Here is a 26,238-nt window from a genome sequence, read left to right as displayed (position 1 = left end):
CTGTTCCCGCCGTTAGCTGCGTGCGGCAGCGATCTTGATCAGTTTGGCGTAATAAAAACCGTCATGCCCGCCTTCCTGGGCCAATAGTTGGCGCCCGTGAGGCTGTTGGATACCGAACTCACCGGCGATAGCCAGCTCGCGTGCTCCCGGCGTACGGGCCAAAAAGGCTTCGATGACTTCGGTGTTCTCGGTCGGTAGCGTCGAGCATGTGGCGTACAACAGCATGCCGCCGACCTCCAGCGTATGCCACATGGCGTCCAGCAGTTCACCTTGCAAGGTCGCGAGGGCTGCAATGTCGTCCGGTTGGCGAGTCAGTTTGATGTCCGGGTGACGACGAATCACACCCGTGGCAGAACACGGCGCATCGAGCAAAATGCGCTGGAACGGTTTGCCGTCCCACCAGGTTGCGGTATCGCGGCCATCGGCAGCAATTAACTCGGCACTCAACCCCAAACGTTCGAGGTTTTCGCGTACGCGCACCAAGCGCTTGGCTTCAAGGTCAACCGCCACCACGCCCGCGAGCTTAGGTTCAGCTTCAAGGATGTGGCAGGTCTTACCGCCCGGCGCGCAACATGCGTCGAGTACGCGTTGGCCGGGCGCCAGGTCCAGTAAGTCTGCCGCCAACTGCGCGGCTTCGTCCTGCACGCTGATCCAGCCTTCGGCAAAGCCCGGCAGCGTGCGCACATCGCAGGCTTCGGCCAGCACAATGCCGTCGCGGCTGAACGTGCACGGTTGGGCTTGAATCGCGCTTTCAGCCAGCAATTGCAGGTAAGCGTCACGGGTTTTATGGCGGCGATTGACCCGCAGAATCATCGGTGGATGCGCGTTGTTAGCGGCGCAAATGGCTTCCCACTGCTCAGGCCAGAACGCTTTCAACGATTTTTGCAGCCAGCGTGGATGGGCTGTTCGCACCACAGGGTCGTGCTCAAGCTCGCTCAGCAACGCCTCGCTTTCGCGTTGGGCGTTGCGTAATACCGCGTTGAGCAGGCCCTTGGCCCACGGCTTTTTCAACTTGTCAGCGCAACCGACCGTTTCGCCAATCGCGGCGTGGGCCGGGATGCGAGTGTAGAGCAGTTGATATAGGCCGATCAGCAACAGCGCCTCAACGTCTGCATCGGCGGCTTTGAAGGGTTTTTGCAGCAGCTTGTTAGCCAACGCCGACAAACGCGGATGCCAGCGGGCGGTGCCGAACGCCAAGTCTTGGGTCAGGCCGCGGTCGCGGGCTTCGACCTTGTCTAATTGCAGCGGCAACGAACTGTTGAGCGATGCTTTACCGTTGAGAACGGCAGTCAGTGCCTTGGCGGCGGCCAGACGCGGGTTCATTGTGCGCCGCCCAAAACAGTGCCAATAGCAAACTTCTCACGACGGCTGTTGAACAAGTCGCTGAAGTTCAGCGCTTTACCGCCGGGCAATTGCAGACGTGTCAGGCACAGCGCGCCTTCACCACAGCCCACGATCAGGCCGTCTTTGCTGGCGGCGAGGATCTGCCCCGGTTCGCCTTTTGCGTCTGCCAGCGATGCGGCCAGCACTTTCAGTGCTTCGCCATTGAGCGTGCTGTGACAGATAGGCCACGGGTTGAAGGCGCGGATCAGACGTTCCAACTCGACCGCAGGGCGGGCCCAGTCGATGCGTGCTTCATCTTTATTCAGCTTGTGAGCGTAGGTCGCCAGGCTGTCGTCCTGAGCCTCACCGGCCAGTGTGCCCGCCGCCAAACCGGCAATGGCCTCGATCACCGCAGGCGGGCCTAGCTCGGCCAAGCGGTCATGCAGGCTGCCGCCGGTGTCATCAGCGGTAATCGGCGTCACCGACTTGAGCAGCAGCGGGCCAGTGTCTAAACCCGCCTCCATGCGCATCACCGTCACGCCGCTCTCGGTATCACCCGCTTCGACAGCCCGCTGAATGGGGGCCGCGCCGCGCCAACGTGGCAGCAATGACGCGTGGCTGTTAATGCAGCCCAGACGTGGGATATCCAGCACCACTTGTGGCAAGATCAGGCCATAAGCCACCACCACCATCAAGTCGGGTTTGAGGGCCGCCAGTTCGGCTTGAGCCTCGGGTGCGCGCAAGGTGGGCGGCTGCATGACCACAATGTTGTGTTCCAGCGCCAGTTGCTTGACCGGGCTTGGCATCAGCTTTTGCCCACGCCCGGCCGGACGATCCGGTTGGGTATAAACCGCGACAATCTCGTATGGGCTGTCGAGCAGCGCCTTGAGGTGTTCGGCGGCAAATTCGGGGGTGCCAGCAAAGACGATGCGCAGTGGCTCAGTCATGGATTACTCACTAGGAATGGGGGGAAGGCGGAAATAACCCTGTAGCAACGAGCTTGCCTCGCGATCTTTTGATCGTTGAAAAGATCGCGAGGCAAGCTCGCTGCTACAGTGAGTCCGAGACAAGCGTAGGGTTATACCGAGGATCAAGCGTTCTGGCGGTGCAGTTTTTCCAGCTTCTTCTTGATCCGATCACGCTTGAGCGTAGACAAGTAATCGACGAACAGCTTGCCGTTGAGGTGGTCGCACTCATGCTGAATGCACACGGCCAGTAAGCCATCGGCGGTCATTTCAAATGGCTTGCCGTCACGGTCTAGCGCCTTGATCTTGACCTGCTGCGGGCGATCGACGTTTTCGTAATAACCCGGCACCGAAAGGCAGCCTTCTTGGTATTGGCCCATTTCGTCGGTCAGGGTTTCGAACTCAGGGTTGATAAACACCATCGGCTCGCTGCGGTCTTCGCTCAGGTCCATGACGACGATGCGCTTATGCACGTTGACCTGCGTCGCGGCCAAGCCAATGCCAGGTGCTTCGTACATGGTTTCAAACATGTCATCGATCAACTGACGCACTTCATCGTCCACAACCGTCACCGGCTTGGCGATGGTACGCAGACGCGAGTCTGGGAATTCGAGGATGTTTAAAATAGCCATAAGTTTGATTGGGGCACTGTGTGAAAGATTCAAAAACGGTTGTCAGGGGGTCTTGAAGACTCGGCAACCTGTGCAAAACGTCTCTTTAAAGAGAGCCCGCTCGGGCTCTGGCGTTTCACGCGAGCGCACATAATAAAGGGATTCAACCCCGGATGAAACGACTAGCTGCCCGGCTGCAGGCAGCGGCTGTGTCGTAGTTTGAAACCAATGTGCGCGGTCTGTGTACAGCCTTCAACTAAGGTTGGGTTTGCAGGCGTTATTTCAAGGATGGATTGAACGCTTGCGCGGGTGCTTACTGACACATCTCCAACAACTTGTTAACAGACTTATCCACAGGTTGCTCCTACCGTAAAGCTGCTGAAACAGATCAAGGATGATCCCATGTCGCTGTCTGATATTTCCCCAGCAGAGCTGGAAGCCCGTCTGCGCTTACATCGCTTGCCCGAGGTTGGTCCACAGCGTTACCACGCCTTGTTCCGGGCCTTCGGCTCGGCCAGTTCGGCACTCAGTGCCCCAGCCAGTGCGTGGCGGGCTTTGGGGTTGCCTGTGGTGAGCAGCGATGCACGTCGCAACCCCGAGATCCGTGACGGTGCTAGTGCCGCAATGCGCTGGCTTGAGGGCTGCAACCAGCATGTGGTATTGCACGATCAGGCCGATTACCCGGCATTACTGAGCGAAATCAAAGATGCGCCGCCTCTGTTATTTGTGGCTGGGGACCCTGCGATTCTAGAAAAGCCGCAACTGGCGATGGTCGGTAGCCGACGCGCCTCACGGCCTGGGCTGGACACGGCTGCGGCCTTTTCACGCTGTTTGGCCGGCGCCGGTTTTGTCATCACCAGTGGGCTGGCGCTGGGTATCGACGGGGCTGCTCATCAGGCCGCGCTAGACATTGGCGGGCAAACAATTGGCGTGCTGGGCACGGGGTTGCAAAAACTTTATCCACAGCGCCATCGCGGTCTAGCCGACGCCATGATCGCCAGCGGCAGCGCGGTGGTTTCAGAGTTCCCGCTGGACGCTGGGCCGCTGTCGTCCAACTTCCCTCGGCGCAATAGAATCATCAGCGGTTTATCGTTGGGCGTGCTGGTGGTTGAAGCCAGCGTGGCCAGCGGCTCACTGATCACCGCTCGCTTGGCCGCCGAGCAAGGGCGCGAGGTTTACGCCCTACCGGGTTCTATCCACCACCCCGGGGCGCGAGGCTGCCATCAGCTGATTCGTGATGGCGCGACCCTGGTTGAAACCGTCGAACACATTTTGGAAGGCCTACGCGGTTGGCGCTCGATGCCATTGACCACGGGCGAACTCTTTACGCTCAGCCTTCATCCACTTGTGCAATTGTTGCAAGCAGCCCCGCACACCAGTGAAGCCTTGGCCTGTGCCAGCGGCTGGGACTTGCCCCGTTTGCTGGCCGCCTTGACCGAGCTGGAGCTCGACGGCCACGTCGTGCTTGAGGGCGGGCGTTGGTTTGCTCGCGCCAGCTAAGTACACTGCGCCCAGCACCTATTTGGAGACATTGAATGATCAGCACCTGGCGCGTCCAACAAGCAGCACGAGCGATTCGCGCAGGCGCCGTGATCGCCTACCCTACCGAAGCCGTCTGGGGCCTGGGTTGCGACCCATGGGATGAAGAGGCGGTAGAGCGTTTGCTGGCGGTCAAGTCGCGACCTGTGGACAAAGGCTTGATTCTGGTGGCCGACAACATCCGCCAATTTGACTTTCTGTTTGAAGACTTCCCGCAAGACTGGTTGGACCGCATGGCGAGCACGTGGCCTGGGCCCAATACTTGGCTGGTGCCACATCAAGGGTTACTGCCCGAGTGGATCACCGGCCAGCATGAAACCGTCGCCTTGCGCGTCAGCGATCATCCGCTGGTGCGGGAGTTGTGTTCGTTGGTCGGCCCTATTGTCTCTACGTCTGCCAACCCGGCGGGTTTGCCAGCGGCGCGTACGCGGCTAAAAGTTGAGCAGTACTTTCGTGGGCAGATAGACCATGTGTTAGGCGGCAATCTGGGCGGGCGTAAAAACCCGAGCCTGATACGTGATTTGGCAACCGGCAACGTCGTGCGCCCGGCCTAAAGTGGCCCTGTAAGAGCGAGCAAACTCGCTCTTACAAGGGTGGGCGTTAAGGCAGCAGAATCGTCGAACCCGTGGTACGGCGGGCCGACAACTCGATGTGAGCCTTGGCTGTGTCTTTTAACGCAAAGCGCTGGCTGATCTCGACCTTGATCTTGTCGGTACGGATCATCTCGAACAGCTCATCGGCCATTTTTTGCAGGTTTTCGGCGGTGTTGGCGTAGCTCGCCAGTGTAGGCCGGGTCACGTACAGCGAACCCTTCTGCGACAAGATCCCAAGATTCACGCCTGTCACAGCGCCCGACGCGTTACCGAAGCTGACCATCAACCCGCGCAACGCCAAGCTGTCCAGCGAGGTGAGCCAAGTGTCTTTACCAACGCCGTCATACACCACGGAGACTTTCTTGCCGTCGGTCAGCTCTAGCACTCGCTGGGCCACGTCTTCATGGCTGTAGTCGATGGTTTCCCAAGCCCCCAGCGACTTGGCCAGTGCCGCTTTTTCCGCCGAGCTGACCGTGCCAATCAACTTAGCGCCCAGCGCATTTGCCCATTGGCAGGCAATCGAACCGACACCACCGGCGGCGGCGTGGAACAAAATCGTATCGCCCGCTTTAACCTCATAGGTTTGACGCAACAAGTACTGCACCGTCAGGCCCTTGAGCATCACGGCCGCGGCTTGCTCGAACGAAATATCGTCCGGCAGCTTCACCACATTCGCGGCAGGCAAGACGTGAAACTCACTGTTCGCCCCCAGCGGGCCGGTACCGTAGGCCACGCGGTCGCCGACCTTGACGTTGTGCACGTCACTGCCCACTGCGTCGATGATGCCCGCCCCTTCATTACCCAGCCCGGATGGCATTTCAGGGAGTGGGTACAGGCCGCTGCGGTAATAGGTGTCGATAAAATTCAGACCGATGGCCTGATTACGGACGCGTACGTGTTGCGGGCCCGGCTCGGCAGGTTGGTAATCGACATACTCAAGTACTTCAGGGCCGCCGAGGGTCCGAAACTGGATACGTTTAGCCATTTGCACTGTCCTTGCTGAATTGACGAAGGCCCTATCCAACGCTTAAGCGTGATCTTCGTCAACTGCGATGAGGTCGGGGGCGGTGTTATGCTAGCCGCCCTTCGCTGGCGGCCCCGCTCTGTCGCTTAGCCCGATTTAAGGTGATGCCATGACTACTCGCACCGAGGCCGTTAAAGCCTACTTGCTCGACCTTCAAGACCGTATTTGCGCTGCGCTGGAAACCGAAGATGGCGGCTCGCGCTTCGTTGAAGACGCTTGGGAGCGCCCGGCGGGCGGTGGCGGACGTACCCGCGTGATCGAAAACGGTCAGATCATCGAAAAAGGCGGTGTGAACTTTTCCCACGTGTTTGGCAGCGGTTTACCACCTTCTGCCAGTGCCCATCGCCCAGAGCTGGCGGGGCGTGGTTTTGAAGCCCTCGGCGTGTCGCTGGTGATGCATCCTCACAATCCGCATGTACCGACTTCCCACGCCAACGTACGTTTTTTCATCGCCGAAAAAGAAGGCGAAGAGCCCGTCTGGTGGTTTGGTGGTGGTTTCGACCTCACGCCCTACTACGCGGTAGAAGAAGACTGCGTGCACTGGCACCGCGTGGCCGAGCAAGCGTGTGCACCCTTCGGTGCTGACGTGTATCCGCGTTACAAAGCGTGGTGCGACCGCTACTTCCACCTTAAGCATCGCAACGAGCCACGCGGGATTGGCGGCTTGTTCTTTGATGATTTGAACGCGTGGGATTTCGACACCTGCTTTGCCTTCATTCGCGCCATTGGTGACGCCTACCTCGACGCCTACTTACCCATTGTTCAGCGCCGCAAAACAGACGCCTACACGGCTGAGCAACGTGAGTTCCAAGCGTTTCGTCGTGGTCGCTACGTTGAGTTCAACCTGGTTTACGACCGTGGCACCTTGTTCGGTCTGCAATCAGGCGGGCGTACCGAGTCGATCCTGATGTCGCTACCGCCGCACGTGCGCTGGGGCTATGACTGGAAAGCCGCACCCGGCAGTGAAGAGGCGCGTCTAACTGAATACTTCCTGCAAGACCGTGATTGGCTAGCCAACGCCTGATACCGCCTGAGGAGCTTGCCTGATGGACCGCTACGTCGTTTTTGGTAACCCGATCGCCCACAGCAAATCGCCGGTCCTGCACCGCCTGTTCGCCGAACAAACCGGACATTCAATGCAGTACGAGACGTTACTCGCGCCGTTGGAGGATTTTGCGGGCTGTGCGTTGTCGTTTTTTAAGCAGGGGCACGGCGCCAATGTCACCGTGCCGTTTAAAGAAGACGCCTACCGTTTAGCGACCCGCCTAAGCCCTCGGGCGCAACGTGCGGGCGCGGTCAACACCCTGAGCAAACAGCCTGATGGCAGCTTGCTGGGCGACAACACCGATGGTGCAGGGCTGGTGCGCGATTTGACGGTCAATGCGGGCTTCAGCCTAAAGGGCAAGCGCATCCTCATTTTGGGGGCGGGCGGAGCGGTGCGTGGTGCGCTGGAACCGATTTTGGCTGAAGGCCCCACGTCGGTGACTATCGCCAATCGCACGGTCGAAAAAGCCGAACAGTTGGCGGAGCTGTTCAGTGATTTGGGGCCCGTGGCGGCCAGTGGTTTTGACTGGTTGCACGAGCCGGTCGACTTGATCATCAACGCGACGTCGGCCAGTTTGGCCGGTGAACTCCCGCCCATTGCCAGCAGCCTGATCGAGCCGGGGCAAACCCTGTGCTACGACATGATGTACGGCAAAGAGCCAACACCTTTCTGTGTGTGGGCGACTGAGCATGGCGCGGGCCACGTTATGGACGGCCTGGGCATGTTGGCCGAACAGGCGGCAGAAGCCTTTTACCTGTGGCGCGGTGTGCGCCCGGACACCGCGCCTGCGCTGGCCGAGTTGCGGCGCCTGCTGGCGCTGTAAACCTTGACCCACTCACGTAGGCGCTGCCGCAGGCTGCGATCTTTTGCCTTTAACATCAAAAGATCGCAGCCTGCGGCAGCTCCTACACGAGCATGGCGGTGAGGGCAGTTTTTAATCCTCAAACAAAATCGGGCAGTTGTCCTCACCTTCCAACTTTTTCAATTCCTCAACCACCTGCGCACGCGCTCTGCGTAATGTCAGGGTACGACCGTGTGTCAGCAATCGGCGCGCCTCCTGATGCAGCATCTCGACCCCCGAGTAGTCGATAAAGTTGATCTGCTGCGCCTCAATCACCACCCGTTGCCCGTGGGTACGTTGCAAGCGCACTTGCAGGTAATGGCTGGCGCCAAAAAAAATCGACCCGCCCACCTTTAATACTTCTTCATCTCCGGCCATCCACTGCTGAACACGCGGCCGTGATGTGCGTTTTAGGTAAAAGAACAGCGAGGCCAGCACCCCGGCATAAATCGCTGTTTGCAGCTCCAACAGCAACGTGGCCACGCAGGTCAGGGCCATGACCGCGAACTCGGCATGGCTCACTCGCCACAACGCACGAATGCCGCGGATGTCCACCAAGCCCCAACTGATCAACACAATACTGCCCGCCATGGCCGGGATTGGGATATGCGCGATCAGCGCCGAGCCGGTGACGGCAAACAGCGCCACCCACAGCGCGGAAAACACCCCGGCCAATGGCGACTGCGCTCCGGCCTCATAACTAAGGCCCGAGCGGGTAAAGGAGCCGGATGACAAATACCCCGAACACCACGCGCCGAATATGTTCGACAAGCCTTGTGCGCGGATCTCCTGATTAGCGTCGAGCATCTGCTGCGAACGTGTTGCTAACGAGCGGGCAATCGACAAGCTGGTCACCAGCCCCAGCATGCCCACCGCCACGGCGCTCGGTAGCAGCCGCAGTACAGTTTCGACATCCAGCGGAAGCGGGCTAAACGGTGGCAAACGGCCCACAAACCCCTGCACCAACTGCACATGCCCAAACACGTGCGGCAAGCCCCATACCGTCAGGCTGGCAAGCACCAAGGTGATTAACAGCGTCGGCCAGCGCGGTCGCCAACGTTTGAGCGCAGCGCCCAACAGCACCGTCGCTAGCCCTAGCCCTAGCGAAGCCGGATCGAACTCCCTCACATGCCGCAGCAGCGTGATCAGGCTGTCGAGGGCCGTGGCTTTGCTCGGGACCTCTAAGCCGAGCAGGTTGGGCACTTGGCCCAAGGCAATCACCACGGCCGCGCCGAGGGTGAAACCCAGCACCACCGAATGTGAGACAAAATTGGCCAGTGCGCCAAATCTCAGCATCCCTAACAGCCACTGAAACACCCCGGCCAGAAACGTCAGTAGCAGAATCAGGCCGATGTAGTCTTGGCTGCCCGGCACCGCCAGCGGGCTGACACTGGCAAACAGCACAATCGAAATCGCAGCCGTTGGGCCGCAGATCAAGTGCCACGATGAACCCCAAAGACACGCAATGATCACCGGAACAATCGCCGCATACAGCCCGTACTCGGGAGGCAAACCTGCAATTAAGGCGTAGGCGATTGACTGCGGCAGTGCCAGAATTGCGCCACTCAAGCCCACCAAGGCATCACGACCGACACTTGCGCGAGTCTGCTGGGGCAGCCAGTTTAAAAAAGGCAGGATGTTAGCGCGGTTAAGCCGGGGCATAACGTTCTCGTTGGGCAGATGGACAAAGCAGAACCCTAGCATGTACGTGCTGGCGAACAATAAAGGCCGTGTAAGGAACGCGCAGGGTTCCAAAAACGCAACGCTTCACAGCCTTAAGCAGCGACAACAGACCATTTTTTAAGAGGTGCTTATGCAACGAATCAAGGGCTATCACGCCCACGTTTACTTTGATGCCAGCACCCTCGAACAAGCGCGCGCCTTGTGTGAAGAAGCCGCGCAGCAGTTTGGCGTCAGCATGGGCCGCGTGCACCAGCGGCCGGTCGGCCCGCACCCCGACTGGAGCTGCCAACTGGCTTTCGGCCCCGAACTGCTCGGCATCGTATTGCCATGGCTGGCGATTAATCGGCACGGGCTGGTGATCTTTTTGCACCCCGACACCGGTAATGACCTACTGGACCACACCGATCACGCGATCTGGATGGGCAATATACGGCCGTTGAATTTATCTATGTTTTGAATAGGGGCGCTCTTGAAGCTTTCACCCAATGATCGTAAATCAGAGTCTGACTATTTTTTAACCAGAAAGACGCTCGCCCCATTTTTTTTGAATTTTTTTCAGCCCCCTAATTGCCTCCACCTTCCAGCCGTCGGCAAATCCCTGATAGCCCCAAGCCATAACGGCTGAACGTTGGTCACGGCCATGTGTCATAGCTTGCCATGAGCTAACGTAAGACACGTGTAGCCAAGGGTGGCGAATAGTCCTACAAGTCCATTCATGTTTAACTTGAATGCTCGTTCAAGTTAAACCGGTGGTCCGCTGCCCGCTCACAACAGGAGGCTAACCCTTGCCGAACTCGCTCTTTTCGTACCCTTTTGACTGCCACGAGGTGTATTGGCCATGAGTACACCCACGACGTCGGAACCGTCTGTTATCCGCATGAACCCGCCGGTTTTTTACTTTGCCGCCGGGTTTATTCTGATCTTCGGGCTGGTGGTGATTTCTTTGCCCGAGGCCGCCGGTGAATGGCTTTTAGCGGCGCAAAACTGGGCGGCCAATACGGTCGGCTGGTACTACATGCTAGCGATGACCCTGTATCTGATCTTCGTGATCGTCACCGCCTTGTCCGGCTACGGCAAGATCAAGCTCGGTGCCGATCACGACGAACCTGAGTTCAGTTACCTGTCCTGGGCGGGCATGCTCTTTGCCGCCGGGATCAGCATCACGCTATTTTTCTTTTGTGTCTCAGAACCCCTGACCCACATGCTCGCCCCGCCGCAAGGCCCAGCGGGTACTGAGGAATCTGCGCGCCAAGCCATGCAATTGCTGTTTTTGCACTGGGGCCTGCACGGTTGGGGCGTGTTTGCTTTTGTCGGCATGGCGCTGGCTTATTTTGCCTATCGGCATAACTTGCCGCTGGCGCTGCGTTCGGCGCTGTATCCGCTGATTGGCAAGCGTATCAATGGCCCAATTGGTTACGCGGTAGACGGCTTTGGCATCATCGCCACGGTGTTTGGTCTGGGCGCAGACATGGGTTTTGGCGTCTTGCACCTCAACTCCGGGCTCGATTACCTGTTCGGCGTACCGCACACCCAGTGGATTCAAGTGGGGCTAATTACCCTGATGATGGGCGCGGCCATTTTGGTGGCTATCGCGGGCGTCGATAAAGGCGTACGCGTGATGTCCGACATCAACATGCTGTTGGCCTGTGCGCTGCTGCTGTTTGTGTTGTTTGCCGGGCCTACCCAGCACTTGCTCAACACGTTGATTCAGAACATCGGTGACTACTTAGGCTCGCTGCCGACCAAAAGTTTCGATGTGTACGCGTACAACAAACCCAGCGACTGGTTGGGCGGCTGGACTGTGTTTTATTGGGCGTGGTGGATCGCATGGTCGCCGTTTGTGGGCCTGTTTATTGCGCGTATCTCCCGTGGCCGCACCATTCGCGAATTCGTGTTTGGCGTGTTGCTGATTCCGTTGGGCTTCACCTTGGCGTGGATGTCGATCTTCGGCAACAGCGCCATCGACCAAGTGCTCAACCACGGCTTGGCGGCCTTGGGCCAAGCCGCAATCGACGATCCTTCGCGCGCCTTGTACCTGCTGCTCGAAACCTACCCGTGGAGCAAAACCGTTATTGCCGTCACGGTGTTCATCAGCTTTGTGTTCTTCGTGACTTCGGCAGACTCCGGCACCGTGGTGCTGTCAACGCTCTCGGCGCAAGGTAACAACGCTGACGAAGACGGCCCTAAATGGCTACGGGTGTTCTGGGGCGGTCTGACCGCGCTGGTCACCAGTTCGTTGCTGTTCTCGGGCAGTATCGACGCGCTCAAGTCTGCGGTGGTGCTCACCTCGCTGCCGTTCTCGCTGATCTTGTTGCTCATGATGTGGGGGCTGCACAAGGCATTCCATCTTGAGTCGCAGAAGCAGATCGCCCAGATGCACTCGCTGGCGCCGGTGTCGGCTTCGCGTCGAGGTCGAGGCGGTTGGCGTCAACGATTGAGCCAAGCGGTGCACTTCCCGTCGCGTGACGAGGTGTATCGCTTTATGGACACCACCGTACGCCCGGCGATTGAAGAAGTGAGCGCGGTGTTCATAGAAAAGGGCCTTAATGTCGTTACCCAGCCCGATTTGGCGTTTGACAACGTCAGCCTTGAGATCGGCCACGGCGAGGCGCAACCGTTTGTGTATCAGGTGCAGATGCGCGGCTACTTCACCCCATCGTTCGCCCGTGGCGGCATGGGGCCTAAAGAACTGCGCAACCGTCGCTACTACCGTGCTGAAGTGCACTTGAGCGAAGGTAGCCAAGACTACGACCTGATGGGCTACACCAAAGACCAAATCATCAACGACATTCTCGACCAGTATGAACGTCATATGCAGTTCTTGCATTTGGTGCGTTAAAACACACCCTGTAGGCGCTGCGGCAGGCTGCGATCTTTTGATGTTTAAGGTCAAAAGATCGCGAGCGCTCCTACAGGTTAGGTGCCATCAGCTAAGTGCAGGTGGCGGGTTTTTGTTTTCTTTGATCCGGTACCAAGCCACGTACAGCGCTGGCAAGAACAGCAGTGTCAGCAGCGTGGCCGAGAAGATGCCGCCGATCATGGCGTAGGCCATCGGCCCCCAGAACACGTCACGCGCAATCGGGATCATGCCCAAACTGGCCGCCGCCGCAGTCAGCAAAATCGGCCGACGACGATGATGGGTGGCTTGTACCACGGCGTGCCACGGGTCGTAGCCGTCGCGTTCGAACTGGTCGATTTGGGTCACCAGAATAACGGTGTTACGAATGATGATGCCGATCAGTGCCAAGATCCCCAAGATCGCGATAAAGCCCATCGGCGTACCAGTCGGCACTAGCGCCAACACCACACCAATCAGGCCCAACGGCGCGACACTGACTACGATGAACATCTTCTGCACGCTTTGCAGTTGGATCATCAAGAAGGTGGCCATCAAGAACAACATCAGCGGGATAACTTTGGCGATTGGGCCTTGGGCCTTGGCGCTTTGCTCCACGGTGCCGCCAGTTTCGACTTTGTAGCCCGGTGGCAATTTGTCGATAAAGGCTTGCAGGGTTGGCTTCAGTTCGTCCACCAAATCAACCGCTTGGATGTTGCCGCGCACCGAAGCCTTGAGGGTCAAGGTCGGGATACGGTCACGGCTCCAGACTAACGGCTGCTCCAGTTCGTAGCGGACCGAGGCAAACGCCAGCAAGGGGATCGAGGTGCCACTCGGTGTGGTGATTTGCAGGTTTAGCAGGGTTTCTGGCGTGTTGCGTTCGCTGCCGTTGGCCCGGCCGATAATGTCGATGAGGTAGATGCTGTCTTTCACTTGGCTGACGGTCGCACCGGTTACGATGCTGTTCATCACGTTGGCGACGTCTTGGGATGACAAACCAAACTGGCGGGCTTTGTCTTGCGCAATGTCGACGCGCAGCACCTTGCCCGGCTCGTTCCAGTTGAACAGGGTTTCACCCACATTAGGGTTGTCATCCAGCACAGTGGCCAGGTCGATGGCGTGTTTGCGCACTTGATCAATATTCGGGCCGCTGACGCGATATTGCAGCGGTTGGCCCACGGGCGGGCCTAGTTCTAGGGTATGAACGTAACTGCCGATACCCACAAAGTCTTCGTGCAGACGCTTGCTGAGGCGCTCCATCAACGCATCTCGGCTCTCAAGGCCGGTACTCACGATAACCAGTTGCGCGAAGAAGGGGTTTTGCAGTTGTTGGTCCAGTGGCAGGTAGAAACGGATCGCGCCCTCACCCACGTAAGTACTCCAGCGCACGATGTCCGGGTCGCCCTTGAGCGACTCTTCAAAGCGTTGAGTGACTTTGAGGGTTTCTTGGATCGAGGCATTTTGCGGTAGGTTCAAATCCACCAGAATTTCAGGGCGTTCTGACGCCGGGAAAAACTGGTTTTGGACGAAAGTCATGCCAATCACGGCAGCCAAAAACATCGCCGCGGTGCCACCAATGGTCCACCAGCGATGGGTCATGCACCACAGCAGGCCGGTATTGAAGATCTGCGCCAGCCGCCCCGGCTTGTCAGATTTGGGTTTGACCTTGGTTGACAGGATATGCACGCCCAACACGGGGGCAAACAGCACTGCCACCATCCACGACACGATCAAGGCCACGCCAATCACCGCGAACAGGGTGAAGGTGTATTCGCCTGCGGCGCTGTTGTTAAGGCCGATAGGCACAAAACCGGCCACCGTGACCAAGGTCCCGGTGAGCATCGGGAAGGCGGTGGAGTGATAGGCGAACGTCGCGGCTTGTTGCTTGGTTTCCCCCAGCTCAAGCCGCGAGATCATCATCTCCACCGTGATCATCGCGTCGTCCACCAACAGGCCCAAGGCGATGATCAAGGCGCCCAGCGACACACGCTGCATGGCGATGCCGGAGAACTCCATGAACACAAACACCAGTGCCAACACCAGCGGGATCGAGATCGCGACGACCATGCCCGCGCGTAAGCCCAGGCTGATAAAACTCACCGCCAGCACGATGATCACCGCTTCAAACAGGGCGCTGGTAAAGCCGTGTACGGCCACCTGAACCACTTCTGCCTGGTCGGACACCATGTGTACGCCCACGCCGACCGGCAGTTGTGCGGTCAGTTCTTGAATGCGTTCTTGCAGTTGCTGGCCGAACTCCTGAATGTTGCCGCCGGTGTTCATGGCCACGGCCAGACCGATGGCCGGTTGGCCGTTGTAATGAAACATCGGCGCGGCCGGGTCGACGTACCCGCGGGTGATGTCTGCCACGTCGGCGAGCCGGTAGAAGCGGTCGTTGACCCGCAGGTTCACGGCCTCAAGGTCGGCCACGCTGTGAAACTGACCTGAAGCGCGCACGGACATTCGCTCTGGCCCGGCTTCAATGACTCCGGCCGGAGTGACGGCGTTTTGCGCTTGCAGGCTTTGCAGAATTTGCTGTTGATCCAAGCCCAAGGCGGCCAGTTTGCGGGTCGAAAAGTCGAGGTAAAAGGTTTCGGCTTGCTCGCCAATGGTCATCATCTTGCCGCGATTGGGAACGTCGCGAATCCCCGTGCGCACCTGCTCTACGTAGTCGCGCAACTGACGCATGCTGATGCCATCACCGGTAAAGGCGTAAATCGTGCCGTATACATCACCGAATTCGTCGTCGAAGCCCGGGCCTTGAATGCCTTGGGGAAAGTCGCCGCGTATATCGCCGATTTTTTTACGCACCTCGTACCATATGTGCGGGATGAGTTCGGCTTTGGTGGTGTCTTTCAAGAACACAAATACCGTGGACTCACCCGGCCGGGTGTAGCTTTGGACGTAATCGAGGGTGTCCAGCTCTTCGAGCTTTTTCTCGATACGGTCGGTGACTTGCAGCATGGTGTCGTCGACCGTTGCACCGGGCCATTTGGTCTGGATCACCATGGTTTTGATGGTAAAGCTCGGGTCTTCAGCACGGCCCAGATTGAAGTACGAAAAGAACCCGGCAAGCACCGCGATAAACATCAGGTACCAGACGAATGACTGATGTTCGAGGGCCCACTCGGACAGGTTGAATTTCCCATTCATTGCGAGCTTTCCTTGTCGAGTCTGACTTTTTGCCCAGGTTTGAGGCTGTTAACACCGGCACTGACGACGGTGTCACCGCTGCTGATACCGCCCGAGAGCAAGACGGTATTGCCCGCGCGCTGCCACACAGTGACGTCTCGGGTGTTGGCGGTGAGTGTTTGCGGGTCAATGACCCACACGCGGGTTTGCCCATCCACTTCTTGCAGGGCGCTCAGTGGAAGTTGGAAGTGCTGAGTAATCGGGTTGCTGACGGTCACGCTGATTGAACTGCCGAGGCGAAAGGCCGGTGGCGTCTGGTCGAGTGTCAGGCGTACGCGCCGGGTGCGGGTGGCGCTGTCGGCCTGAGGCGCGATTTCGCGAATGTGGGCGCGGGTGTTGACGTTAGGGTCGAGCTGGCCAGCCACGAAGAACACCACGTCCTTGGGCAAGGTTTCGGCCAGCGGCGCAGGTAGATCAATGACCGCCTCTTTGATGTCAGGGCGCGCCAGAGTAACCACGGCTTCGCCCACACTGACCACTTGGCCCGCTTCGGCTTGCCACGCGGTGATCACCGCGTCATGGTCTGCGCGCAGGTTGCAGTAGCTGAGCTGGTCTTTGGCCTGGCTGAGCGCTGCCGCCGCTTGCTTAACGGATGCTTGGCTGGTTTTGAGGTCTGCTTGTGCTGTGTCTAACTGCGCTTGGGCACCGACGCCTTTATCGAACAGCTCTTGCTGGCGGCGGGCACTGGCTTGGACGTTAATCAATTGCGCTTGGGCTTTGGCCAAATCGCCTTGAGCGGCGCGGACATTATTTTGCTGATCTGTCGGGTCGAGGCTGGCCAAAATATCGCCTTTTTTGACCAGGGCGCCCATGTCATAGGTGCGCTGCACGATCCGGCCCGGCACGCGAAAACCTAAGGTGCTTTCGTAGCGGGCCTCGATATTGCCAGCGAAGCGCCCCAACTGTTGGGTCATATCCGGCTTTACCACCACGTACAGCACCGGCCTCACGGGTTCGGGTGCTTTTTTTTCTTCAGAGCAGCCCATTAACAAGAGAGCTGCCAGTGGCGCGATCCATAGGCGGCTCATAACGTCATCCCCCCTTCTGGGGTGGGCGCTATCTCGACCTGCATGCCGGGATGCAACAATTGCCCGCCTGCGATCACGACTTTTTCTCCGTCCTTGAGGCCGTCACTGATGATCACGCTGCCGGTCAGGTAACGGCCGACTGTTACTTTCTGAAGACGGGCCGTGTTTTGCTCATCGACGACCCACACCGCTGGCTCACTCAGGTCTTTGGTCAGGGCCGACCACGGCATCTCAATGCTGGATTTAGGCGCCGGGGTCAGATTGACGCTGACAATCGAGCCTAAATCCATGCCTTTGGGCAGGGTGTCCAGTTGCACCTTGATTTGCAGTGTGCCGCTTTGGGCTGCCACCGCCGGGGTTATTTCGCGGATAAAGCCATTGGCCTTGATGGTCGGGTCATGCAGCAGGGTGATTTGCACGGTAGGGTCTGTGGGTGGCTCGATAAACAGTGACTCGTACACGTTAAACACGGCATCGCGGGCGCCGTCACGGGCCAGCGAGAACATCGGCATGGTGGCTTGCACCACTTGCCCTACCTCCGCTTGGCGCGCGGTGATGACGCCGGGGGCTTCGGCGACTAAGTTGCTGTAACTGAGTTGTTCACGGGCATTGGCCAATTGCGCCTGCGCGGCCGCCAACGCACTTTGGGCGCTCAGCTGTGCGGCATTGGCAGAATCATATTCGCTTTGGCTGGTGTAGCCTTTTGGCAGCAGTTTTTGTTGGCGAATAAAGGCGGCGCGGCTTTGTACCACTTGCGCCTGTTGTGCAGATACGCTGGCTTGAGCGGTCTCGACTTGGGTTTTCAGGTCTTTGGGGTCCAAACGCGCCAACACTTGATTGGCCTGAATATGATCGCCGACATCAACGTTACGCTCGATCACTTTGCCGCCGACACGAAAGGACAGCTGAGTTTGGACGCGGGCTTGAATATCGCCGCTGAGCGCAATGGGAGGTGCATACTCGCGTGAGGTCACTTCCTGTACGTAAACCCGTGGCGATAAAGGCTCTTTGGGGCCTTCTTTACCGCAAGCCGTCAGGAGCGCCAAAAGGCTAAAGCCCAAAACACACTTGATTCGTGGACCAGCCATGCACACTCCTTTGTTTGATGCTGATTGAGCGGGACAATATGCCAGATAGCGTAGAACAGGGATAAGATTTGTGGGCTCTGTTTGCTGAGGCTATCCAGATTTTTTTAACCCGAGGTCACCTATGCTCACCACTCTTGCGGTGGCCAACTACCGTTCCATCAATCAGCTCGTTGTACCACTGGCCAAGCTTAATTTAATTACAGGCCCTAATGGCAGCGGCAAATCCAACCTGTACCGCGCTCTGCGGTTACTGGCCGAGACGGCTCAAGGTGGGGTGATCAATGCGCTGGCCCGTGAAGGCGGGTTGGAGTCTACGTTCTGGGCTGGGCCTGAGGTCATCTCGCGGCGCATGAAGTCAGGCGAAGTGGCCATAGAGGGCGGCCCGCGCAATAAGGTCAAACGCTTGCGCTTGGGCTTTGCCGCCGAAGAATTCAGTTACGCCATCGCCTTAGGGGTGACGCCCCCTGAACGCTCTGCGTTTACCCTCGACCCGCAAATCAAGCATGAGAGTATTTGGGTTGGTGCCTCGTATCGGCCGGCGAGCGAGCTGGTGGAGCGTAATGGCCCGATGATTCGTGCCCGTGCCGGGCGCAGTTGGCAGGTGCTGGCGCAACATACGCCGATGTTTGACAGCCTGTTTGATCACGTTGGCAGCCTGCATGCCTCGCCCGAGGTGTTGCAGCTGCGGGAGTCGATCCGGGGCTGGCGCTTTTATGATCACTTTCGCACCGACCCTGATGCCCCGGTGCGTCAGCCTCAACTGGGCACTCGCACACCGGTGTTGCACCACGATGGCCGCGACCTTGCGGCGGCCCTGCAAACCATTCTCGAAATGGGTAATCCCGAGGCGTTACACAGCGCCATCAGTGACGCCTTCCCCGGTGCGCGACTGAAGATCGAATGCTTACTCGGCGGGCGTTTTGCTATCGAGTTTTATCAAGAAGGTTTGTTGCGCCCGTTGTCGGCGGCAGAGCTGTCGGACGGCACCTTGCGCTACCTACTGTTGGTGGCCGCCTTACTGACGCCGCGCCCGCCGACACTCATGGTGCTGAACGAGCCCGAAACCAGCCTACACCCCGACCTGCTGCCTGCGTTGGCGCGGTTGATCATTCGCACTTCGCAACAGTCGCAGGTGTGGGTGGTGTCTCACGCCCGCCGCTTGATCGCCGCCTTGCAGCAAGACCCGGAATGCAACTGCATCGTGCTGGAGAAAAACCTCGGTCAGACCGAGGTGGTCGGGCAGCGGATGCTTGACCAACCGGCTTGGCAGTGGGCGGATTGAGATCATTTTTTTCGAATGTCAGTTGCCTGAGCGGTAGCAGACGGGTTTTGGGATGATGGATGCGAAATCTGTGTTGATAAAGAGCTTGATTGAGGCTGTGGAGATTCTGGCTGATGAGCGCTAACAACTTCAGTGAGGTCGAAGTTTTCTTTACCCGCAGCCGAAAGCTTTTTTTTATTCCATATGAAAGGACCCTTTTTCAGGCGATAAAGAGCCGCGCCTACTGCGGCCCCGGCAACTGATACGCCGCTGAGTACTGTGGCAGCTCCCAGTAATTGAGTCGGTACACTGGTTGGCGCCCATTCCATCCACACCAAACGAGTCAGGGTTACGCCGCTCGCGAGGACAGTGCCTGACGTAGTTGCTACCTTGGTTACCGCTCTGAGGCTGGGTTGTAAGTGCAAGATTTTTCTCATCGCACCCATAAACCCCATGCTGCGCTGCGTGCTCAGCAGTGCACCGGCAAAACCGATGATGGCTGAAGCGAGAGCCATACTAAATCGCCCACTGGGATCGCTGCGATTCACCGGGTCGCCTGCGCAATATGCATAGGCATTGATCCCGCCCTTACCAAACGGGCTTAACGCATCAGGGCTGTTAAACCGCATTAACACGGGGTTATAGCCTCGATGACCATTGCCTAATAGATAGTGGCCGGTTAGCGGGTCGCACGCTTCGCCGTTAAATCCCAACAGGCTTTGCTGCCCGCTTTGAAGGCGAGGATGACCATAAGCGCTGTAGGCTTGGGCATGGTTACCGGAACCGCTCAGCCCGTGCAAAACGCTGCGTTTAGCGTCGGTGGCCAGCAATTGGGTGCCTGTTGTTCGTTTTTCGGCTAACACGAGGTGTTGGTGTTGAAAGACGGACTGGCTGTGTTCGCTCTGCACCCGCGTACTCAGGCGTTCATGGTTATAAAAATGCCGCCTCGATGAGGCTTGCGAGCCCGATAGGCTGGCTATTAAACGATCAAGGGGGTCGTAGGCATATCGCATCACAGGCATGTGGGCTGGCTCCTTAATAGAAGAGATTCAGCTTCGGCTCAAATCATGACCTTGCCTACCTAGTAAATCTGCTAGGTAGTTTTGCTAGACATAAAAAAACGCCGACGCTGTGTGAGCCGTCGGCGTTTTGAGTGAGTGGGCGTGGGATTAGAACGCTGGCAACACGGCACCTTTGTATTTCTGCTCGATAAAGGCTTTTACTTCTGGGCTGGTCAGCGCTTTAGACAGCTTTTGGATCGCGTCGCTGTCTTTGTTGTCTGGGCGAGCGACCAAGAAGTTCACGTAAGGCGAATCTGCGCCTTCGATGATCAGTGCGTCAGTCGCAGGGTTGAGGCCCGCTTCCAGCGCGTAATTGGTGTTGATCATGTCCAGGTCAACTTGGTCCAGCACGCGAGGCAGCAATGCCGACTCAAGTTCTTTGAACTTGAAGTTGTGCGGGTTTTTGGCGATGTCTTTTGGTGTGGACACGGCGTTGGTTGGATCTTTAAGTTCGATCAAACCGGCCTTTTGCAGCAGGATCAACGCACGGCCGCTGTTGCTGCCTTCGTTAGGGATAGCAATGGTTGCGCCGTCTTTAAGTTCAGACAAGTTTTTAACTTTTTTAGAGTAGCCGCCGAAGGGTTCAACGTGGACGCCGACGACCGTGACCAAGTCAGTACCTTTGCCTTTGTTGAAGCTTTCGAGGTACGGCAGGGTCTGGAAGTAGTTAGCGTCTAGACGTTTTTCAGCGACCTGCACGTTTGGCTGCACGTAGTCGGTGAATACTTTAATGTCGAGATCCACACCTTCTTTAGCGAGGGTCGGCTTGATCAACTCAAGGATTTCAGCGTGGGGAACCGGGGTCGCTGCGACCACTAGTTTTTCGCCAGCCTGTGCCAGGCCTGCCGTCAGAGCAGCCGCCAATGCGGAAAACAACAGAACCTTTTTCATGCAATACCCTTAAAAAATGACCGTTCTGATAACGGTTTTATTGGAAGTCGGAGCGGACAATACCGGCTTTTTTTATGCCATAACAATAATATTTTCTAATGCTCTTAGATCATTTAGTTCGCTTGACGCGCTCCTACACGTGGGGGTTATGCCAGCAGCTTTTTCAGCGCCGCCAGCTCCTGTGCGGTGGCCCCTTTAATAAACTGTTCGATCTGCCCCATGCTGTCAGGCAAGTTCAAATGCTCAGGCTGGATCTCTTCCCCGGTGCTGACCAGCAGGGCAAAGTGGATCACGTTCTCCAGCTCGCGGGTGTTGCCTGGCCACGTGTGGCGCTCCAAGGCTCGTTGCGCGCTATCACTGATAAACGGCACCGCTAGATTAAGGCGCTGGCTGTAGATCCCTAGAAAATATTCAGCCAGCGACAAAATATCGCCAACCCGCTCGCGTAAAGCGGGCAACGCGAGTTGTCCTTCACTGAGGTAGTGATACAGACGCTCATGAAATTTTCCGGCCTGCACTGCTTGGGCCAAATCAATGCTGGTGGCCGCGACCAAACGAACATCCACCGGGCTGGGTTGATGGGCGCCCACTCGCGTGACTTCGTGCGTCTCCAGCGCGGCTAGCAATTTGATCTGTATGGCTAACGGCAAATCGCCAATTTCATCTAGGTATAACGTGCCGCCATTGGCTGAGCCGAACCATCCCGCACGGCTGCTGGCTGAGCTGCTATGCGTGCCGGGTGCGTAACCGAACAATTCAGCATCGGCGTAGGTTGGGCTGATCGCGCCGCAATTGACCGACACAAACAAGCCGGTACGGTCGCTGGCGCGGTGGATGTGTCGGGCCAACAACTCTTTACCGGTTCCGGTTTCGCCGTGAATTAAGACGGGTAATGCGCGGGGCGCTAGCAGTTCCAAGTCATTGCGTAATTGGCGCGAGCGCGGATCGACAAACACCAACGCCTTGGCGCGAATGCTTAGCGGGCTCTTTTCGGCGTCGGGAAAGGTCAGAAGGGGCTGACCAAAGGTTTCATGCAGGCTCATGTCGGGCTCCCGCCCGCCGCCGATGGATGGGCGCGGGCGTTACAAAAAATTCAGGCGCGGCGCAGGGCGCCGTGCTCAATACGGGTTTGCAGGCGGTATAAGAAGGCGAAACCTTGTTCCCAGCGTTGATGGCCAGACTTGACGTTAATGTGTCCGGCTCCGCTGAGAATGCCAACCTCGGCGCCCCATTGGCGGGCGAATTCCATAGCGCGAGGTGCACTGGCCGCCGCATCGTTGTCTGAGCCGACGACTTGGCTCGCAAACGGCAGAGTGTGCGTCGGAATCGGGGCAAAGTTACGCAACGCGGGCGCACAGGTTGGGCGTTCGACATCCGCCGGGGCGACTAATAAGGCACCGCGCACTTGGCTCAACAAGCTGGCTGGCGCCCGATCGGCCCAATGGGCGACGGTGATGCAACCCAAGCTGTGGGCAATCAGAATCACGGGTGTGCTGTCAGCGGCGATGGCCTCGGCCAACGCCGCGATCCAGTCTTCGCGACGCGGCGTCAACCAGTCGGCCTGTTCCACCCGAGCACTGTTCGGCAAGCTGTTTTGCCAGTGGGTTTGCCAATGATCGTCAGACGACCCTTGCCAACCCGGCACTATCAAATAGCGAATCGACTCGTTGCCCATGGATATACGCCTCCAGCGGTATGTGTGTTACCGAGTCAGTATAGGGACGGTTTTTAGATTCGCTAAGGAATAAGAAGCTATTTGGTAATAACCAAAAAGATGGTTTTACGAGGCAATTGACGGATGACCCTGTAGGAGCTGCCGAAGGCTGCGATCTTTTACGATTTAAGATCAAAAGCTCGCTCCTACCGGGTTATGTGTAACCTCTGGAGCGCTAACGTTTAAACGCCTGATGCAGTTGCGCCAAGGTTTCAAAGTGGTAGGTCGGGTTGTGCGAGCTCAGCTCCTCGGCGCTGCCAAAGCCGTAGCCAACTGCCGCTGAGTCTAGGCCGTTTTGGCTGGCGCCAATAAGGTCGTGTTTGCGGTCGCCGATCATCAAGGTTTGTGCAGGGTCTAGCCCTTCTTCAGTCATCAGATGTGCAATCAGCTCGACTTTGTTGGTGCGTGTACCGTCCAGCTCACTGCCGTAAATCACCTTGAAGTACTTGGCAAAATCAAAGTGCTGGGCGATTTTGTGCGCGTAAATTTGCGGCTTTGACGTGGCGATAAACAACTGCCGGCCCTGCCCGACCAGCTCTTCAAGCAGCGGCGTAACGCCGTCAAACACTTGGTTTTCGTACAGACCAGTGACCGAGAACCGCTCGCGGTAAAAGCCGACAGCTTCCCACGCCTGAGCCTCACTGAATGAGTAAAACTCCATAAAAGCTTGAAGCAACGGCGGGCCGATAAAGTGTTCGAGTTTGGTGAGGTCTGGCTCATCAATGGCCATTTTGCTCAGACCATATTGGATTGAGCGGGTGATGCCCTCACGCGGGTCGGTCAGCGTGCCGTCAAGGTCGAACAATACGTTTGGGTATTTCATGCTGGCTCCAAAGCAGGTGATTTAAACGGGCTGGTCGTAACCCTCGGCCAAGTGTTGGTCTTTGAGCTTCACGTAGTTTCCAGCGCTGTAAGTAAAAAAAGCTTTCTCTTTTTCAGTCAGTTCGCGTACTTGCTTGACTGGGCTGCCCACATACAAAAAGCCGCTGACCAGTCGCTTGCCAGGCGGCACCAAGCTGCCTGCGCCAACAATGACGTCGTCTTCAATCACCGCGCCGTCCATCACTACACTGCTCATGCCGATCAAGATGCGGCTGCCCACGGTGCAACCGTGCAGCATGACTTTGTGGGCGATGGTGACGTCATCGCCGATTAGTAGCGGAAAACCTTCTGGGTTGAACGGCCCGGCGTGAGTGATGTGCAGCACGCAGCCGTCTTGCACGCTGGTGCGCGCACCGATGCGGATGCGGTGCATGTCGCCGCGAATTACGGTCAATGGCCAGATTGAACTGTCAGCCCCGATCTGGACGTCACCGATGACAACCGCCGAGCGGTCGACAAAGGCGCGTTCGCCCAACGTAGGTGTGTGCTGCTGGAACGGACGGATGGACACAAATAGCTTCCTTCTTTAGCAGTAATAGGACGTAACAGGGCTGCGGTCAGCGGTGATTGTAATTAAGATGGCCCCATGTTTCTTCCAGCCAAGGTGCCAAACGTGAGCGAGAACAACCCTCTATTGCAGCCCTACGACCTGCCGCCGTTTTCGGCAATCCGTCCTGAGCACGTACAGCCGGCCATCGAACAGATCCTCGCGGACAACCGTGCGGGGATTAAAAAGATCCTCGCCGAACAGGGTAAGAACCCGACATGGGCCGGTTTGGTGCTGGCCATGGATGAGCTAAACGACCGTCTGGGCGCCGCCTGGAGCCCGGTCAGCCATTTAAACGCGGTGTGCAACAGCAGCGAGCTGCGTGAAGCTTATGAGGGCTGCTTGCCTGCGTTGAGCGCCTACTCTACCGAAATGGGGCAGAACCGCGAGTTGTTCCAAGCGTTTGAAGCCTTGGCCCACAGCCCGCAAGTGGCTGACTTTGATCAAGCACAAAAAACCATTCTTGAGCATTCGCTGCGTGATTTCCGTTTGTCGGGGATTGACCTGCCGCAAGCCGAGCAGAAGCGTTACGCCGAAGTGCAGAGCAAGCTTTCAGAACTGGGCAGCAAGTTCTCGAACCAATTGTTGGACGCGACACAAGCCTGGACCAAGCACATTACTGATGAAGCCGCGCTGGCGGGCCTGACCGATTCGGCCAAGGCGCAAATGGCGGCCGCTGCACAAGCCAAAGGTTTAGATGGCTGGTTGATCTCCCTTGAGTTCCCAAGCTACTACCCGGTGATGACCTACGCCGAAGACCGCGCGCTGCGCGAAGAAGTTTACGCCGCGTACAGCACCCGCGCCTCGGACCAAGGCCCGAATGCCGGTCAGTTCGATAACGGCCCGGTGATGGAAGAAATCCTCGACCTGCGTCAGGAACTGTCCAAGTTGCTGGGTTTCAACAGCTTTGCCGAACTGAGCCTGGCGACCAAAATGGCTGAAACGCCGGATCAAGTGCTGACCTTCCTGCGTGATCTGGCCAAGCGCACCAAACCGTTCGCGGCGCGTGATCTTGAGCAACTGCAAGCCTATGCCGCTGAGCAAGGCTGCGCAGAGTTGAAAAGCTGGGACACTGGTTTCTTCGGCGAAAAACTGCGCGAGCAGCGTTACAGCGTTTCCCAAGAAGCCCTACGCGCCTACTTCCCGATCGACACAGTGCTGGAAGGCTTGTTCGCCATCGTGCATCGCCTGTACGGGATCGAGATCGCGGAAATCAAAGGCTTCGACACCTGGCACCCGGACGTTCGCCTGTTCGAGATCAAGGAAAACGGCCAGCATATCGGGCGTTTCTTCTTTGACCTGTATGCCCGTGCCAACAAGCGCGGTGGTGCGTGGATGGACGGCGCTCGCGACCGCCGCCGCACAGAGGCTGGCGTGCTGCAAAGCCCGGTGGCCAACCTGGTGTGCAACTTCACCCCGGCTGTCTCCGGCAAGCCTGCGCTGCTGACCCACGACGAAGTGACCACCCTATTCCACGAGTTCGGTCATGGCTTACACCACATGCTGACCGAAATCGAGCACGCGGGCGTGTCCGGTATCAACGGCGTGGCGTGGGATGCTGTCGAGTTGCCGAGCCAGTTCATGGAAAACTGGTGCTGGGAGCCGGAAGGCTTAGCGTTGATCTCCGGCCACTACGAAACCGGCGAAGCGCTGCCTAAAGACCTGCTGGATAAAATGCTTGCCGCCAAGAACTTCCAGTCCGGGCTGATGATGGTTCGCCAACTGGAATTCTCGCTGTTTGACTTCGAACTGCACGCCACCCACGGCGATGGTCGCAGCGTTGCCCAGGTGCTGGAAGGTATCCGCGATGAAGTTTCGGTCATGCGCCCACCGGCCTATAACCGCTTCCCGAACAGCTTCGCGCACATCTTTGCAGGCGGATACGCCGCGGGTTACTACAGCTATAAATGGGCTGAAGTGCTGTCGGCGGATGCATTCTCGCGCTTTGAAGAAGAAGGCGTGTTCAACCCGCAAACCGGTAAGGCATTCCGTCAGGCGATCCTGGCACGCGGTGGCTCGTTGGCACCGATGGAGCTGTTTAAGGATTTCCGTGGGCGCGAGCCGTCGATTGACGCGTTATTGCGTCACAGCGGCCTGACAGAGGACGCCGCAGC

The 26,238-nt window shown here is 57.8% G+C and carries 22 protein-coding genes; 8 read left to right on the top strand and 14 right to left on the bottom strand.

The window, feature by feature from the left end:
• Positions 1 to 12: 12 nt before the first annotated feature.
• From rsmB to def, 3 genes are all read right to left on the bottom strand, one after another.
• A complete protein-coding gene (gene rsmB, locus AQS70_RS12905) occupies positions 13 to 1,323 on the bottom strand; it encodes a 16S rRNA (cytosine(967)-C(5))-methyltransferase RsmB (RefSeq protein ID WP_055103162.1) in 1,311 nt (436 codons plus the stop codon).
• Positions 1,320 to 2,270, bottom strand: coding sequence for a methionyl-tRNA formyltransferase (gene fmt / locus AQS70_RS12900; protein ID WP_055103161.1), 951 nt, complete (start codon positions 2,268 to 2,270; stop codon positions 1,320 to 1,322). The genes rsmB and fmt overlap by 4 nt, the downstream gene beginning before the upstream one ends.
• A 143-nt stretch (positions 2,271 to 2,413) precedes the next feature.
• Complete coding sequence (gene def, locus AQS70_RS12895) at positions 2,414 to 2,920, bottom strand: peptide deformylase (protein ID WP_055103160.1); 507 nt, start codon at positions 2,918 to 2,920, stop codon at positions 2,414 to 2,416.
• A 381-nt stretch (positions 2,921 to 3,301) separates the two neighbouring features.
• Here def and dprA point away from each other — a divergent pair, with 381 nt between their 5' ends.
• Together dprA and tsaC are read left to right on the top strand one after the other, a co-directional pair.
• On the top strand, positions 3,302 to 4,399 hold the full coding sequence (dprA, locus tag AQS70_RS12890) for a DNA-processing protein DprA (protein WP_055103159.1): 1,098 nt from the start codon (positions 3,302 to 3,304) through the stop codon (positions 4,397 to 4,399).
• A 35-nt stretch (positions 4,400 to 4,434) separates the two neighbouring features.
• Positions 4,435 to 4,992: an L-threonylcarbamoyladenylate synthase type 1 TsaC gene (gene tsaC / locus AQS70_RS12885; RefSeq protein WP_055103158.1), complete on the top strand. Its 558-nt coding sequence runs from the start codon at positions 4,435 to 4,437 to the stop codon at positions 4,990 to 4,992.
• A gap of 46 nt (positions 4,993 to 5,038) precedes the next feature.
• On the opposite strand, the gene AQS70_RS12880 is transcribed toward tsaC, so the two are convergent.
• Complete coding sequence (locus tag AQS70_RS12880) at positions 5,039 to 6,016, bottom strand: NADPH:quinone reductase (RefSeq protein ID WP_055103157.1); 978 nt, start codon at positions 6,014 to 6,016, stop codon at positions 5,039 to 5,041.
• A 148-nt stretch (positions 6,017 to 6,164) separates the two neighbouring features.
• On the opposite strand from AQS70_RS12880, the gene hemF reads away from it, so the two are divergent.
• Together hemF and aroE are read left to right on the top strand one after the other, a co-directional pair.
• On the top strand, positions 6,165 to 7,079 hold the full coding sequence (gene hemF, locus AQS70_RS12875; RefSeq protein ID WP_055103156.1) for an oxygen-dependent coproporphyrinogen oxidase: 915 nt from the start codon (positions 6,165 to 6,167) through the stop codon (positions 7,077 to 7,079).
• 22 nt (positions 7,080 to 7,101) lie between these two features.
• Positions 7,102 to 7,923: a shikimate dehydrogenase gene (aroE, locus tag AQS70_RS12870; RefSeq protein WP_055103155.1), complete on the top strand. Its 822-nt coding sequence runs from the start codon at positions 7,102 to 7,104 to the stop codon at positions 7,921 to 7,923.
• Between the two features lie 111 nt (positions 7,924 to 8,034).
• Here aroE and AQS70_RS12865 read toward each other — a convergent pair whose 3' ends face one another.
• On the bottom strand, positions 8,035 to 9,603 hold the full coding sequence (locus AQS70_RS12865; RefSeq protein WP_055103154.1) for a SulP family inorganic anion transporter: 1,569 nt from the start codon (positions 9,601 to 9,603) through the stop codon (positions 8,035 to 8,037).
• A gap of 151 nt (positions 9,604 to 9,754) precedes the next feature.
• On the opposite strand from AQS70_RS12865, the gene AQS70_RS12860 reads away from it, so the two are divergent.
• The gene (locus AQS70_RS12860; protein ID WP_055103153.1) at positions 9,755 to 10,081 is read left to right on the top strand and encodes a DOPA 4,5-dioxygenase family protein; all 327 of its coding nucleotides are present in this window, start codon (positions 9,755 to 9,757) and stop codon (positions 10,079 to 10,081) included.
• A 420-nt stretch (positions 10,082 to 10,501) separates the two neighbouring features.
• The gene (gene betT / locus AQS70_RS12855) at positions 10,502 to 12,463 is read left to right on the top strand and encodes a choline transporter BetT (protein WP_206542141.1); all 1,962 of its coding nucleotides are present in this window, start codon (positions 10,502 to 10,504) and stop codon (positions 12,461 to 12,463) included.
• Positions 12,464 to 12,550: 87 nt separating this feature from the next.
• Here the strand turns inward: betT and AQS70_RS12850 are convergent, their stop codons facing one another.
• Genes AQS70_RS12850 through AQS70_RS12840 form a run of 3 tightly spaced genes read right to left on the bottom strand, consistent with a single transcriptional unit; the run spans position 12,551 to position 17,768 of the window.
• Positions 12,551 to 15,613 carry an efflux RND transporter permease subunit gene (locus tag AQS70_RS12850; RefSeq protein WP_055103151.1) on the bottom strand — a complete coding sequence of 1,021 codons (3,063 nt, stop codon included), beginning with the start codon at positions 15,611 to 15,613 and terminating at the stop codon, positions 12,551 to 12,553.
• A complete protein-coding gene (locus tag AQS70_RS12845) occupies positions 15,610 to 16,680 on the bottom strand; it encodes an efflux RND transporter periplasmic adaptor subunit (protein WP_055103150.1) in 1,071 nt (356 codons plus the stop codon). Before AQS70_RS12845 ends, AQS70_RS12850 begins: the two co-directional genes overlap by 4 nt.
• Positions 16,677 to 17,768 carry an efflux RND transporter periplasmic adaptor subunit gene (locus AQS70_RS12840; protein ID WP_055103149.1) on the bottom strand — a complete coding sequence of 364 codons (1,092 nt, stop codon included), beginning with the start codon at positions 17,766 to 17,768 and terminating at the stop codon, positions 16,677 to 16,679. Before AQS70_RS12840 ends, AQS70_RS12845 begins: the two co-directional genes overlap by 4 nt.
• Before the next feature lie 121 nt (positions 17,769 to 17,889).
• On the opposite strand from AQS70_RS12840, the gene AQS70_RS12835 reads away from it, so the two are divergent.
• Positions 17,890 to 19,050, top strand: coding sequence for an AAA family ATPase (locus tag AQS70_RS12835; protein ID WP_055103148.1), 1,161 nt, complete (start codon positions 17,890 to 17,892; stop codon positions 19,048 to 19,050).
• A 2-nt stretch (positions 19,051 to 19,052) separates the two neighbouring features.
• Here AQS70_RS12835 and AQS70_RS12830 read toward each other — a convergent pair whose 3' ends face one another.
• The 6 genes from AQS70_RS12830 to AQS70_RS12805 all read right to left on the bottom strand — a co-directional run bounded on the left by AQS70_RS12830 (position 19,053) and on the right by AQS70_RS12805 (position 24,088).
• A complete protein-coding gene (locus AQS70_RS12830; RefSeq protein WP_055103147.1) occupies positions 19,053 to 20,051 on the bottom strand; it encodes an RHS repeat-associated core domain-containing protein in 999 nt (332 codons plus the stop codon).
• A 147-nt stretch (positions 20,052 to 20,198) separates the two neighbouring features.
• A complete protein-coding gene (locus AQS70_RS12825) occupies positions 20,199 to 20,981 on the bottom strand; it encodes a MetQ/NlpA family ABC transporter substrate-binding protein (RefSeq protein WP_055103146.1) in 783 nt (260 codons plus the stop codon).
• A gap of 146 nt (positions 20,982 to 21,127) precedes the next feature.
• A complete protein-coding gene (locus AQS70_RS12820) occupies positions 21,128 to 22,024 on the bottom strand; it encodes a sigma 54-interacting transcriptional regulator (protein ID WP_055103145.1) in 897 nt (298 codons plus the stop codon).
• A gap of 50 nt (positions 22,025 to 22,074) precedes the next feature.
• Positions 22,075 to 22,656, bottom strand: coding sequence for an alpha/beta hydrolase (locus tag AQS70_RS12815; RefSeq protein ID WP_055103144.1), 582 nt, complete (start codon positions 22,654 to 22,656; stop codon positions 22,075 to 22,077).
• 214 nt (positions 22,657 to 22,870) lie between these two features.
• Positions 22,871 to 23,518, bottom strand: a complete 648-nt coding sequence (locus AQS70_RS12810) for an HAD family hydrolase (RefSeq protein ID WP_055103143.1) — start codon at positions 23,516 to 23,518, stop codon at positions 22,871 to 22,873.
• A 21-nt stretch (positions 23,519 to 23,539) separates the two neighbouring features.
• Complete coding sequence (locus tag AQS70_RS12805; protein WP_055103142.1) at positions 23,540 to 24,088, bottom strand: gamma carbonic anhydrase family protein; 549 nt, start codon at positions 24,086 to 24,088, stop codon at positions 23,540 to 23,542.
• A 75-nt stretch (positions 24,089 to 24,163) separates the two neighbouring features.
• Here AQS70_RS12805 and prlC point away from each other — a divergent pair.
• A partial coding sequence (gene prlC / locus AQS70_RS12800; protein ID WP_164488188.1) for an oligopeptidase A occupies positions 24,164 to 26,238 on the top strand: 2,075 nt, incomplete at its 3' end.

The organism is Pseudomonas endophytica (assembly GCF_001411475.1).
In the GTDB taxonomy this organism is placed as follows: domain Bacteria; phylum Pseudomonadota; class Gammaproteobacteria; order Pseudomonadales; family Pseudomonadaceae; genus Aquipseudomonas; species Aquipseudomonas endophytica.
This window is presented reverse-complemented; position numbering and strand designations above follow the sequence as displayed.